The sequence below is a fragment of the Gluconobacter sphaericus NBRC 12467 genome (assembly GCF_006539125.1).
GTDB lineage: Bacteria > Pseudomonadota > Alphaproteobacteria > Acetobacterales > Acetobacteraceae > Gluconobacter > Gluconobacter sphaericus.
On record NZ_BJMK01000003.1, the window covers coordinates 26,672 to 39,758 of the forward strand.

Annotated in this window: 9 protein-coding genes; 7 read left to right on the forward strand and 2 right to left on the reverse strand. The window is 60.4% G+C overall.

Going from position 1 to position 13,087, the window contains the following annotated elements:
* From xdhC to GSP01_RS03290, 3 genes are all read left to right on the forward strand, one after another.
* Positions 1–873, forward strand: coding sequence for a xanthine dehydrogenase accessory protein XdhC (gene xdhC, locus GSP01_RS03280; RefSeq protein WP_141350709.1), 873 nt, complete (start codon positions 1–3; stop codon positions 871–873).
* A gap of 231 nt (positions 874–1,104) precedes the next feature.
* Entirely contained in the window at positions 1,105–2,526 is a 1,422-nt protein-coding gene (locus tag GSP01_RS03285) for a glucoamylase family protein (protein WP_373320046.1), read from the forward strand.
* A gap of 120 nt (positions 2,527–2,646) precedes the next feature.
* Positions 2,647–2,832, forward strand: coding sequence for a YqaE/Pmp3 family membrane protein (locus tag GSP01_RS03290; RefSeq protein ID WP_141350711.1), 186 nt, complete (start codon positions 2,647–2,649; stop codon positions 2,830–2,832).
* Between the two features lie 81 nt (positions 2,833–2,913).
* On the opposite strand, the gene GSP01_RS03295 is transcribed toward GSP01_RS03290, so the two are convergent.
* Complete coding sequence (locus tag GSP01_RS03295; protein ID WP_141350713.1) at positions 2,914–4,332, reverse strand: sugar porter family MFS transporter; 1,419 nt, start codon at positions 4,330–4,332, stop codon at positions 2,914–2,916.
* 322 nt (positions 4,333–4,654) lie between these two features.
* Here GSP01_RS03295 and GSP01_RS03300 point away from each other — a divergent pair, with 322 nt between their 5' ends.
* Entirely contained in the window at positions 4,655–5,560 is a 906-nt protein-coding gene (locus GSP01_RS03300; RefSeq protein ID WP_141350715.1) for a LysR family transcriptional regulator, read from the forward strand.
* A 130-nt stretch (positions 5,561–5,690) separates the two neighbouring features.
* A complete protein-coding gene (locus GSP01_RS03305) occupies positions 5,691–7,496 on the forward strand; it encodes an FUSC family protein (protein ID WP_237468975.1) in 1,806 nt (601 codons plus the stop codon).
* Between the two features lie 12 nt (positions 7,497–7,508).
* Here GSP01_RS03305 and GSP01_RS03310 read toward each other — a convergent pair whose 3' ends face one another.
* Positions 7,509–8,303, reverse strand: a complete 795-nt coding sequence (locus GSP01_RS03310; RefSeq protein WP_141350718.1) for an SDR family NAD(P)-dependent oxidoreductase — start codon at positions 8,301–8,303, stop codon at positions 7,509–7,511.
* A 163-nt stretch (positions 8,304–8,466) separates the two neighbouring features.
* Here GSP01_RS03310 and GSP01_RS03315 point away from each other — a divergent pair, with 163 nt between their 5' ends.
* Complete coding sequence (locus tag GSP01_RS03315; protein ID WP_228123735.1) at positions 8,467–12,102, forward strand: PAS domain-containing protein; 3,636 nt, start codon at positions 8,467–8,469, stop codon at positions 12,100–12,102.
* A gap of 76 nt (positions 12,103–12,178) precedes the next feature.
* Positions 12,179–13,018 carry an aldo/keto reductase gene (locus GSP01_RS03320; RefSeq protein WP_141350720.1) on the forward strand — a complete coding sequence of 280 codons (840 nt, stop codon included), beginning with the start codon at positions 12,179–12,181 and terminating at the stop codon, positions 13,016–13,018.
* The last annotated feature ends 69 nt before the right edge of the window (positions 13,019–13,087 follow it).

Sequence of the window (13,087 nt, forward strand, 5' to 3'; positions counted from 1 at the left end):
ATGCTTGCCGATGTTCTGCGCTGGCGGGCGGAAGGGCAGGAGATGGTGCGCCTGACCGTCATTCGCGCGAAAGGCTCGACACCTCGCGAGGAGGGCGCGTTCATGCTCCTGACCCGCACCGAACAAAGCGGTACGATCGGCGGCGGTCGGCTGGAATGGGACTGCATGGCGGAGGCGCGCGCGCTTCTCGTGTCGGGCGGAGAGGCAGTCGAGCGTCATATTCCTCTGGGTCCCGCCATTAATCAGTGCTGCGGTGGGGCTGTTACCATCCGCATGGAACGGGTGAGTGATCCTGACGCTCTTGAGGATGAACTGCGCGCTGACCGGGAAAAACTGCCGCAACTGCTGCTGTTTGGGGCTGGGCATGTGGGCTGTGCGCTCGCCCGGGCTTTGGCCCTTCTGCCGCTTCGGCTGGTGTGGGTCGATGCGCGGGAGGAGGAGTTCGGGATTGTGCCACCGGGTGTGGAGGTACTCGTGACAGAGCAATGGGAATCTCTGGTGCAGGAGGCTCCTGCCGGATCGGGCGTTCTGGTGCTGACGCAAAGCCACACGCTGGATGCGCTCATCACGGGGGCGGCGTTGGAGCGGGGCGACTTGCGCTATGTCGGGATGATCGGGTCGCGGACCAAGCGCAAACGGTTCGAGAGCGCCTTCCGGCAGGTCGACATTCCGCCAGAGCGGATTGACCGTCTGGTCTGTCCGATCGGGGATTTCGGGGTGCGTGACAAGCGGCCCGAAGTCATCGCGACCTTCGTGACGGCGGAAATCGCGGCCCGGATGCTGTGCCAGACAGAATTGTGCAGGGATGCCAGTGTTTCGAAGACTGATATTTCAGATATTGATCATGTTACATTCGCCACAATCTTGTCATAAATTCTGACCCTGTAAGGGCGGAGTTCCTTCACTTTTCGAGATTCACAAAAAGTTGATGTAACGGTGGGTGCGTCGGTGTCGCTCCTTCTGTTTATCCTGCCCCGCATGAGCATGCAGCACTGGACGCAGCGGACTTCTGAAGTCCCGACTTTCTCTCCAGCCACAGTGAGTGGTCGAAGAAAAAAATCCCGGATTTCCCGCCTCTGTCAGGCCGGCCTCGCGCTGGGCGCGCTGGCAGGGACGTTAGGCATCGCACAAGCCGGGCCAACGGTCAGCACTGCGCGGACGCCGGCGCTTCAGCCTGCGAGCCTGCCAGCGGCCGATGCAGCTTTTGTCGATGATCTTGAAAAACGCACGTTCAACTGGTTTTGGGAAACCGCCAATCCGAAGAACGGCCTTGTACCGGACCGTGCGCCACTGCCCAATGGTGCAGCGAGCATTGCCAGCGTCGGATTTGGCCTGACGGCTTACGGGATTGGTGTGGAGCGGCATTACATCACCCGTCAGCAGGCCGTAGACCGGACCCTGACGACGCTGCGCTTTCTGGCAAGTCTGCCGCAGAACGATCACGTCTCTGGGGCTGCAGGCTATAAGGGTTTCTTCTATCATTTCCTTGATCCAAATACCGGTTTGCGTGTTGCAGACTGGTCTGAGCTGTCGAGTGTTGATACGGCGCTGCTGATGGGGGGCGTGCTGTTCTCGCAGTCCTATTTCGATCGCGACACGCCGCAGGAAAAGGAAATCCGCGACATTGCGGATCATCTGTATCGCCGGATCGACTGGACGTGGATGAAGGCGCATGGCCCCTGGCTCAGCATGGGTTGGATGCCGCCGCATACGTTCCTGCCCAGCGACTGGAAGGGTTATAACGAGGGTCTGATCATCTATCTTCAGGCGCTTGGTTCACCGACGCATCCCCTCCCGGCTGATACCTGGAAGGCGTGGACTGCGACCTATGAAAACCAGTGGGGCGATTTCGAAGGCCACAAGCTGCTGAATTTCGCGCCGATGTTCGGGCATCAGTACAGCGAATCCTGGATTGATTTCCGGGGTGTGCAGGATGCGTGGGATCGGGCCCATAACGTCGATTATTTCCAGAATGGCCGTGAAGCTGCTTATGCCCAGCGGGCCTATGCGCAGGCCAATCCGGGCGATTGGAAGGATTACGGCCCCAATATCTGGGGGCTAACGGCCTGCGACGGTCCGGGCGATGCGCAGCAGGTCTATGATGGCAAGAAGCGTCATTATCTGGCCTATAGCGCGCGTGGCGCGGGGCGGGATTACATCCTCGATGACGGAACGATTGCGCCGACGGCCGTGGGCGGGTCCATCGCCTTCGCGCCGGAAATTGCCCTGCCGGCGCTCAAGGAAATGCGTGCTCGTTACGGAGACCGGATTTATAACAAATACGGCTTCCTCGACGCCTTCAATCCGTCCTTCGCGGACCAGAAAAGCTACTGGGTCGATGGGCAGCAGTTGGGGATTGATCAGGGCCCTATCCTGCTGATGCTGGAAAACTGGCGCAGCGGCCTCGTGTGGAACACGATGAAGAAGAACGTCTATCTGCGGGCCGGATTGGAGCGTGCTGGGTTTGAGGGGGGATGGATGCGGACCAAGACGGCGACGTTCAAGCCGGTTGGTCAGTCTCTCTGAGCCTTTTTGCTGTGCGTCCGGGCTGCCTGCGGTTGCGGTCGTCTTTATGAACCGGAGTTGCATCGGAAGCGTTTCTCATCGATCACTGATGTCAGAGCATTTTTGTGAAAGGAGAGCATCATGCGTCTCATTCTTGCCCTGCTTCTGCCCTGGTTGCAGTTCTTCACCATCGGTCGTCCGTTTGCTGGTCTGCTGTGCCTGTTTCTTCAGATCACGGTGATTGGCTGGATCCCGGCGGCCATCTGGTCGGTCTATGCGCTGAGCCAGTACAACACCGATCGCAAGATCGCTGCCGGTCGCGGCTAAAGCTCCGGGCGTGAAAAAGCCCCCGCTCCTGACTGGAGCGGGGGCTTTTTTGTGTCCTAAGGGCCTTATTGAAGGGCGAACTCAGCGGCCGATATTGCGCAGGATGACGCCCTGATTGAGCTTCGTCTCGATGGATTCCAGGGATACGCCCTTGGTCTCCGGAATAAAGAGCAGCACCATGAAAATGAAGAACGCATTCAGCCCGGCATAGAGCCAGAAGGTGTGTGAGGCTCCAAGCGTTGTGAGTAGGCCGAGGAATGTGGCACCCACCACCATGTTCGTGACCCAGTTGGTCACGGTCGAGCAGGTGATGCCGAAATCACGCCCCTGAAGCGGCATGACTTCGGAGCACAGCACCCAGACCAGCGGACCAGCCGAGAAGGCGAAGCCTGCGATGAAGCACAGCAAGACCGAGATCGCGAGGTAATGCGACAGGTCCGTATTGCCCGCGGCGCCTGACATGATGGTCGCCAGAACCGCGAGGCCGGCTGACATGATGGCAAATCCCGTGATCAGCATTGGACGACGGCCCCAGCTGTCCGCAAAGGCAATGGCGATGAACGTGGCGAGCCAGTTGATCACGCCGACGATGGCCGTACCCCACATCTGGCCACTTGCCCCGAAGCCGACTTCCTGAAAGATGCGTGGTGCGTAGTACATGACCACGTTGATGCCGGTGAGCTGCTGCATGACCTGAAGCACGATGCCGAGGAGGACAGCGCGACGGAAATTGCGGTTTTCAAGGAACATCGCCAGACCGCGCTGACGGTCATGGATCTGCCCTTGGATATCGCGGATTTCCTGATGCGCGTGTTCGGGGTCGTGGCGCAGTTCCTTCATGACGGATAGGGCTTCCTCATGACGGCCGCGCAGCATCAGCCAGCGCGGGCTATCGGGCAGGAAGAATGAACCGATCAGGAAACACGTGCCGGGAAAGGCCATGATCCCTAGCATCCAGCGCCACGAGCCGCTGTACGACAGGATGGCGTTGGACACGAAGGCCAGCAGAATGCCCAGCGTGATCATCAACTGGTACATTGACACCAGACTGCCGCGCCGCGAAATGTCCGAGACTTCGGAAATGTAGAGCGGAGCTACGAAGCTTCCGATACCGATCGCCAAACCCAGCATCGTGCGCCCGATGATCAGTTCCGCAACCGAGGATGCCAGCGCGCAGACGAGGCCGCCTGCCACGAACAGTAACGCGCTGAAAATCAGGGAGCGGCGGCGTCCGAACGCATAGGACATGCGGCCTGCGCCTACGGCTCCCACGGCCGCGCCGAACATCATGGATGATACGATCCAGGACTGCTCGAATTCGGAAGCATGGAACTCGTCACGGATAAAGCCGAGTGCGCCGGAAATGACGCCTACATCCAGTCCGAACATCAGGCCTGCAATCGCAGCCAGCGCAACAGCGAACATCATGCGCCCGACCATGGGCGTCTTGGCTACGGCAGCAGAAGGGGCGGGGGAGGGGTTGAGCACTGTGTCGCTCATGACGGGGAAAACTCCGGCGACCCGCAGGGCAGACCTGTCAGGGGAAAGGCAGAAAAACCGGACAGAACAGCCTGTGCCGGGGATCGAGGGGAAGGCTCTTCTGTGACAGGCACGATGATTCGCCATCTTGAGCCCTAAAGCATAACACATAATTGGGAAAATATTCAAAAATATATGTGATAATCGGCTGGATTTTCTACCCTGATGTAATCAGGTCATAGAGGAGGAGGCGGGGATGCGTTTCCGGGCGGTCTGACGGATTGCCACGGACAGATCAGGGCGACAGACTTCCTGTCCTTTCCGTGTCTATGGACAAGCCCTCGTGTTCCTGCGTCAGCTGACTTATCTCATCGCTCTTGACCACTACCGACATTTTTCCCGGGCGGCGGAGCACTGCAATGTGTCGCAGCCCGCCCTGTCAATGGCGATCCGTCAGCTCGAGCATGAACTTGGTGTACCCATCGTTCGGCGCAACCGGCGTGTTCTGGGGCTGACCCCGGAAGGCGAGCGTGTGCTGGCCTGGGCGCGGCAGAGTGTGGCGGCACTGGATGGTCTGCGTCAGGAAGCCGATTTCGCGCATGAAGTCGCAGGTGGCACGCTTTCGATCGGCACTATCCCGCCCGCCATTCAGATCATGCCCCTGCTGATGGAAAGCCTCAGGGCCGCCGTGCCGGCGCTCCATATCGAGCTGACCGTGTCTGCTAACACTGACATCCTGCGTGACTTGATCGAACAGCGCCTTCAGATGGGGCTGATTTATCTGGATCAGGTTCCAGCTGACGGCAGTTTTGAGACGCACCAGCTTTATTCGGAGCAGTATGTCTTCGTGGCTGGGTCGCGGATGGAACTGCCATCGCGCAAAATGTTCAGTTGGGCGGATGCGGCTGAACATCCGCTTGGCCTTCTGGGGCATTCCATGCGGACGCGGCAGATCGTGGATGAGTGTTTTACCAAAGCTGAGGTAGAACCCAATGTTCTGCTGGAGACCAATGCGCTCGAACTATTGTATGTGGAGCTGCTGGCCGGGCGTCTGGCGACGATCCTGCCGGTTGCGGCCCTGCCGGAACAGCGCGATCCTGCTAACCCACTTCAGATCCGTAGGCTTGCGTCATGCCCTTCGCCCGGTGTCGGTCTGGTACGGCTGAAACAGGCCGTGCAGACGGCCCTGATGTCCCGAAGCTGGGAAATCGCCACGCAGCTCGTTCTGGAGGATGCGCTGACAGTCTGACGTCAATCATAAGCATGATTTATGATGCAATCATGACAATGTCTTGGACAGGCCCGGCCCGTTCTTCGCAGATTGCGGCTTTTTGGACGGAAGAGTGTCAGGTTTGGGCGGGAGAGCGGCTGATCTCGCGGTGTCGGGATCAACATTCGGATCGGAACTGCGGGATTATCTGAGCGAACGTTGGGGATGGCTTTTTGCGCCGTCCGCGAAGGATCTGGGCTTTGCGGTCCGCACGTCGGCGGCGGCGATCCTGTCGCTGCTGATTGCTATGTGGATGGAGCTGGACAGCCCGCAATGGGCGCCGCTGACTGTCTGGGTTGTAGCGACGGCCTCGCGCGGGGAAAGCCTGTCCAAGGCGCGCTGGCGGTTTGTGGGAACGATCATTGGGGGCGGCATGGGCGTGGTGCTGATTGCGGCATTCCCCCAGCAGGCCGGACTGTTTTTCATCGCACTCGCGGTCTGGATCGGATTGTGCTGCGGCTGGGCGACGTTTCTGGACGGTTATCGTCGGTACGGTTTTTTGGTCATTAGTTTTACGTCCGCCATTGTGGCGACGGGTGCGATCAGTCAACCCGATGATGTGTTCAACGTCGCGATGGCACGTGGCACCTACATTATGCTCGGTACGGTTTGTGAAGCGGGTTTGGCAGTTCTGTTCCTGCCAAATGTGCAGCAACAGGCCCGCGTGCGGCTGCTCGGAAAGCTTAAGCAGATCACGGCGAAGGTGGCGGCCCATGCAGATGTTCTGCGGGCGGGGCGGTTCGATCCCGAAACCGAGGGTTGTCTGCTGACGGAGCTGGTTGATGCCAATACCCGCATTGAGTTCGATGTCCTTGAAATGGGGTCTGGAACCCGGCGCAGTGCGGATCATGCGCGGGCTGTGCTGGCGCGTTTGCTGGCCGTTCTGGCCCGCGCACAGGGTGAGGGGACTGATATTGATGTGGACCGGGACCTTCAGGCCGCGCGCAATCATATTCAGGCCATCATCGCGCCCCCGCCCCATGATCGATTTACGTTCCGCACGCGGTCCCCGCGCCATATACTCGAAGCGGTTCTTAACGGACTGCGAGCCGCGACCGGCATCATGGGGGCGTGGCTTTTATGGGAGGTGACGGCCTGGCCATCCGGTCCGGCTTTCGTATCTTTTGTGGCGCTGGTTTACGGATTGCTGGCGACCCGTGAGATCCCTGCGCTGGCGTCGCCCGGATTTTATCGCGGGGCGGTCTGGTGTGCAGGCGTGGCAGGGATCTATGCGTTTTTCGTCGTGCCTGCTGTTGCAGCGCCCGAATATCTGGCGCTGCTTCTTATGATCCCGATGGTGATCGGTGGGTTGGCGGCCCGCGCGCCGAAGCTCGTGAATCACGCGTTTTCGTTCAATATGTTCCTGCCCGTTCTGATCGGGCCTTCCAACTTCATGCGCTATGACGAAGTCTCGTTTCTCAATGGTGCCAGTGCCTTTCTGGGGGCGGTTATCTTCACACGCGTTACCTTTGGCGTGGTGTTCCCGTTCCGGGCCGACAGTCATCTGCGGCGGACTTCGGCCTGGGTGGAGCAGCAGCTTCGTCTGATTGCACGAGGCGGTGGGCAGACGGTGCATCAGTGGCTGGCGATCAATGCCGCCAGCATGGTGCGGGCCGTACGGAGCTGTCAGGGTGTTCCGCGTGACGTGATGCTCACTTATATGGGGCGGCACCTGAACGCGATGGTGATGGGAATGTGGGTAATCGAACTGCGCGATGCCGCTGCGCTGGAGACCATGCCCGTACCGATCCGCAGACGGTTGCAGGTTTTTCTGCGGGCATGGTTCCGCAAGGGAGATGGCGCGGCTCCCCTTGCGCAGAACGTCGCCCGGTCGCTTTGTAACGATCGGGACGTGGAACCCGATATCCGGATCGCTTTGCAGCGATTGGCGGGGAAGGTGCCCCCATCTGCCTGATTGGCTTTTCGATCAGATGGTATCGACAGTGCCCCCATCGACGCGCAAGGCTGCGCCTGTCGTGGCGGATGCTAGAGGCGAGGCAGCATAAACGACAAGATTGGCAACTTCATCGACCGTGGCCATGCGACGCAGGATGTTGCTTGGACGGTGTTTCTGCACGAACTCCGCCGCAAGTTCCGCGACCGGGCGGGGGCTGTCGGGGTTCTGGTCTTTCAGCATGTCCTCGACACCTTCGGACAATGTGGGGCCGGGGAGGACCGAGTTGACCGTCACGTTTGTGCCCGCCATCAGCTTCGCAAGCCCACGGGCCAGACCGAGCATGGCTGTCTTGCTGACGCCGTAATCGACCATTTCGACCGGGATGTTCAGCGCGGATTCCGAGGCGATAAACAGTACGCGTCCCCAGTTGCGCTCCTTCATTCCCGGTAGATAGGCGCGGGAGAGACGTACGCCGGAGAACAGGTTGACCTCGAAGAGGTGTTCCCAGCTTTCATCCGTTGTCTGGAAGAAATCGTTGGGTGCGAAAATGCCGGCGTTGTTGATGAGGACATCCACGTTGCTTTCGGCCTCGAACAGTGTCTTGCAGCCTTCGACGGTCCCGACATCTGCGACGACGCTTCGGAAGGCTCCGCCCGGAACGGCTTTCGCAAGTTTCTCGAGTGCGCCGTCGACGCTGTCCTGTTTGCGGCTATTGATGATGACGGTAGCGCCGGTCTCGCCCAGCTTTCGGGCAATGGCCAGACCGATCCCGCCGGTCGAGCCGGTGACGAGGGCGGTGCGGCCGCTCAGATCGAGGTTCAGCATGACAGACTCCTGAAAATGTGATCGCGTCGCGACAGGAACGTCAGGGATGCTGGAAAGTGGCACATTCTTTTGTAGCGGTTTCGTGACAGGATGCGGGATCTGCTAGGACCTGGCTCAGGTCCTGGGATGGGGTGTGTCGGATGACCGGGACTGAGAGGGAGGTATGATGGATCGCGTGGAGGACACTGACGGTGGTTCCGGAACGCTGATGCTGTCTCCGGCGCTCGCTGTTGGTCGTGCGTCCAGCCTGTGTGTTCATCTCCTGGCTCTGGCCGCCGCAGAGGGCGGGGGGGAGGCCGCGCTTCTGCTGCGAGACGCCGATGGCGTGCGTGTTCTGGGGGGCGATGGAAGCGCGATTGCAGCTGAGGGCGCGGCATGCCTGATGGACGGCCAGTCTCTAGAAGCGTGCAGCGTGCGCCTTCTTCCGGTGCGGTCCGGTGTGGTGGAGGTGTGGCTGTGCGTACGGCACAATGCTCCGGCGCTCGAGCATGTCCGGGCGCTGTGTGCCCTTCAGGTGGATGATCTGTTGCGCGAACATGCCGCATCACCGCAATCGGGCGAAGACGCGATCATGGAGCGTATGCAGCTCCGGATGCAGCGCATGGCGGATACGGCGGATGTCGCCTTCTATCGCTGCGATTTCGCGACACGGATGGTGACCGGGGACGCACGTTTCGCCAGTATTTGGAGCTTGCCGCCAGAGCGTCTGGCCGTAGGGGTCCCGATCGACGAGCTTGTGGTGTTCCTGCATCCCGATGACCGCTTGGTCTATGATGGAAGTCTTGAGAACGACCTGCGGGACGACGGCTGCTACGAACTGCGTTTTCGAATTCTGGTCCCGTCGTCGTTTATGCCAGGTTCGGCACAGACGCCGTCATCACGCACACCGCGTCGGTCGATTTTGCGGCATGTTCTAATGCGCGGGTGGCGGGAAGACGAAAGCCGTCCGAACAGCCGCCGTAGCGTCGGGTTGGCGATGGATGTTTCCTCTGCCTCCATGACGGCGGAAGCTCTGCGCTCCAGCGAGGCGTTCACGCTGCTGCTGCTGTCCAGCCTGCCGGACTGCATCCATATTCTTGATTGCGATGGCTGCATCCGCTTCGTCAATGAGGGTGGCATCAGGTCCATGGAAATGGACAGCCCGATCATTATGCACGGCCTGCCCTGGGTGGATCTGTGGCGCGGGCAGTCGCGTCGCCGGGCGGCTCTGGCGGTGCAGGCTGCGCTTGAGGGTGAGACGGCGCGCTTTCAGGGTTATGCCATCACCATGAAAGGGCAACGCCGTTTCTGGGACGTGGCTGTGACGCCGGTTTTCGGGGAGGAGGGTGATGTTCAGCGTCTGCTGGCGATTGGCCGTGATCTCACGGAAGCCAATCAGTCCGCCGAGCGGCTCCAGCTTGCGCTTGAAGCCGGTGCTATCGCTGGAACATGGATGTGGGATGACAGCGCCTCGCGCATGACAGGTGATGTGCGGCTGGCACAGACGCTCGGGCTGGACCCGGCCTGCCTGCGCGAAGGCGTCATGCCGAACGTGATTTATGACTCCGTGGACCCAAGGGACCGGTTCGCGGTGGTGCAGGCCGTTACGGCGGCGACGCGGCTGGGCGGGAAATGCCGTTTCGAGTTTCGGGTCGAGACACCGGAAGGGCAACGCTGGTTCGAGGGGAATGGACGTTGCGATCTGGGGGACGAAGGCCGCGTGGCCCGCTTCCCCGGCATTGTCTTCGACATCGACCGGAGCAAGCGCCAGGCTCTTCGTCAGGCCGCGCTCGTCGAACTGGGCGATCAGCTCCGCGCGCTGGATGATACAGGCATGATGGAAGAAGTTGCGGCCCACATCATCTGTCGTGAACTGGATGCAAGTGGCGCGGGATATGGCGTCGTCAATGATGATTGGACCGGCATGACTGTTGGTGGCGCACCGGAGGTCACACGACCGCTGGTGGGCATGCGGATGTTCGCGGATTATGGCGAGTTCAGGCCGATCCTGGGGCGGGGCGAGCCCGTGGCTATCGCCGATGTCCATACTGACGCCCTGACGGCAGGTTACGATGCCCGCTATGACGCCGATGGTATTGTGGCGATCCTCTGCGTCCCGATCTTCAAGTTCGGGCGTTTCGTTGGCTTGATGTTTGTCTGTCACGATGCGCCCCATACCTGGACGGACGAGGAAATCGTCTTCACCCGCGCCGTGGCGGACCGCACCCATGCGTCCATGCGGCAGGCCCGCACGCAGCAGCAGATCCGCGACCTCAACGCCATGCTCGAAGAGCGGATTCTGCAACGGACCCGCGAGCGCGACCGGTTGTGGAACATTGCACGCGACCTGTTCGTCATCATCGATCGGCACGGCTATTACGTTGCGGTCAGTCCGAGCTGGGAAGAGATGCAGGGCTACAGGACCGAGGAACTCGCCGGGCTGCGGCTGGATGCGCTGTGCCATCCCGATGACAGGCGCGAGCTGCTGGAGACGTTCGAGCATCTGTTGACGGGGACGCCCTGGCCAGCGGCAGGGCTGGATGTCCGGATGCGGCGCTCCGACGGCAGCTGGCGGATCTATAACTGGAGCTGCAACGACGAGGGCGATGCGATCTATGCAGTTGGGCGTGACCTGACCGAGCGCAACGAACTGGAAGAGCAGCTCCGTCAGGCGCAGAAAATGGAGGCCGTCGGGCAGCTCACGGGTGGTCTGGCACATGATTTCAACAATCTGCTCGCGGGGATCGGGGGCGGTCTGGAACTGATCGGGCTGCGTCTGGCGCAGGGACGGACAGACGGGCTGGGGCGTTACATCGCGGCCTCGCAGGATGCGGTCCGCCGGGCTGCGTCGCTGACCCATCGTCTTCTCGCATTCTCGCGGCGGCAGACCTTGGATCCTACACCCACGGACATGAATGCGCTCGTGCGCGGGTTGGAAAGTCTGCTGCGGGGGACGGTCGGGCCGGGCATAGAGCTCGTTTTCGATCTGCAGCCAGGCCTGTGGTTGACGCGAGTGGATGCGAATCAGCTTGAGAACGCTATCCTGAACCTGTGTATCAATGCCCGTGATGCCCTGCATGACCGCGGGACGATGCTGCAGATTGAGAGTGCCAACAGGGTTCTGACTGCTGATGCTGCCTCAGATATGTCCATCCGGGACGGGGATTATGTTGTCCTAACTGTGCAGGATGAAGGCTGCGGTATGCCGCCCGAGATCGTGCAGCGTGTCTTTGACCCATTCTTCACGACCAAGCCGCTGGGGGAAGGGACAGGGCTGGGGTTGAGTATGATCTACGGATTTACCCAGCAGTCAGGGGGGCAGGTGGAGATCCACTCCACGCCGGGGCAGGGGACAGTCGTTTCGCTCTGGCTGCCGCGCTATCAGGGGCAGAAAACCATTCGTCCCGAACCGCCGTCTTTGCCTGTTGCGTCCCAGCAGCGTCTTCTGGAGGGACAGCGCGTCCTCGTCGTGGATGACGAAGAAGCCGTGCGGATGATCGTGTCGGACATGGTGACGGATCTGGGCGGGATCGTGCTGACGGCATCCGATGGGCCATCGGCTGAGGCGTTGGCGGCGGAGGGAGTGCCGCCAGCGGTTCTCATCAGTGATATCGGGATGCCGGGTGGCATGAACGGCCGGGAGTTGGGCGAGCAGATGCTGAAACGCTGGCCTGAGCTGAAGGTGCTGTTCATCACGGGCTATGCCGAGCAGAGCGTTCTGGGCGATCAGGCCCTGGCGCCGGGTTGCGCGCTGCTGGTCAAGCCGTTCACGGTTGCAGCATTCAGCCTGAAATTGGCAGTTCTGCTGAAAGGGGACTGAACCCCTTCTTCGACGCAGGCGTTGGTCGGTCAGCAGGCTTTGTGCTCGTAGTTTTCATTTTTGTAGGGAGGCAGACATGTCATCACAGGTTCCATCCGCCGAGGCCCAGACCGTGATTTCCTTTCATGACGGTCACACCATGCCCCAGATTGGGCTGGGTGTGTGGCAGACACCTCCGGATGAAACGGCCGAGGTCGTGAAGGAAGCCGTGCAGCTCGGTTACCGGTCTGTCGATACGGCGCGTTTGTACAAGAATGAGGAAGGTGTTGGCAAAGGTCTGGAAAACCATCCGGAAGTCTTCCTGACGACCAAGCTCTGGAATGACGAGCAGGGTTATGACAGTACCCTGCGGGCTTATGAGGAAAGTGCGCGTCTGCTGCGCCGTCCGGTGCTGGACCTGTATCTGATCCACTGGCCGATGCCGGCTCAGGGGCAGTATGTCGAGACTTGGAAGGCGCTGGTCGAGCTGAAGAAATCCGGCCGCGTGAAGTCCATCGGCGTGTCCAATTTCGATCCGGAGCACCTGGAACGGATCATGGATGCCACGGGTGTTGTGCCGGTCGTCAACCAGATCGAACTGCATCCTGATTTCCAGCAGTGCGCCCTGCGGGAATTCCACGAGAAGTACAACATTCGCACCGAGTCTTGGCGTCCGCTGGGCAAGGGGCAGGTCCTAGGCAATGAGCGGATCGGGAAGATCGCCGAGAAGCACAGCCGCACTCCGGCTCAAGTCGTGATCCGCTGGCATATTCAGAGCGGACTGATCGTCATTCCGAAATCGGTCAATCCAAAGCGTCTGGCGGAAAACCTGGATGTGTTCGGCTTTGTGTTGGATACGGACGACATGCAGGTCATCGGTCAGATGGATCGCAGGGATGGCCGGATGGGCGCTGACCCAAATACGGCGAAATTCTGATAAATATTCCTGTTTAGCAACATTAAGTAAAAAACAGGGCCTGTGCTATGGGCATGCCTCATGCAACCG

Coding starts and splice junctions, on each gene's coding strand:
- xdhC (WP_141350709.1), top strand. CDS start 1: ATGCTTGCCGATGTTCTGCGCTGGCGGGCGGAAGGGCAGGAGATGGTG.
- GSP01_RS03290 (WP_141350711.1), top strand. CDS start 2,647: ATGCGTCTCATTCTTGCCCTGCTTCTGCCCTGGTTGCAGTTCTTCACC.
- GSP01_RS03295 (WP_141350713.1), bottom strand. CDS start 4,332: ATGAGCGACACAGTGCTCAACCCCTCCCCCGCCCCTTCTGCTGCCGTA.
- GSP01_RS03310 (WP_141350718.1), bottom strand. CDS start 8,303: ATGCTGAACCTCGATCTGAGCGGCCGCACCGCCCTCGTCACCGGCTCG.
- GSP01_RS03315 (WP_228123735.1), top strand. CDS start 8,467: ATGATGGATCGCGTGGAGGACACTGACGGTGGTTCCGGAACGCTGATG.
- GSP01_RS03320 (WP_141350720.1), top strand. CDS start 12,179: ATGTCATCACAGGTTCCATCCGCCGAGGCCCAGACCGTGATTTCCTTT.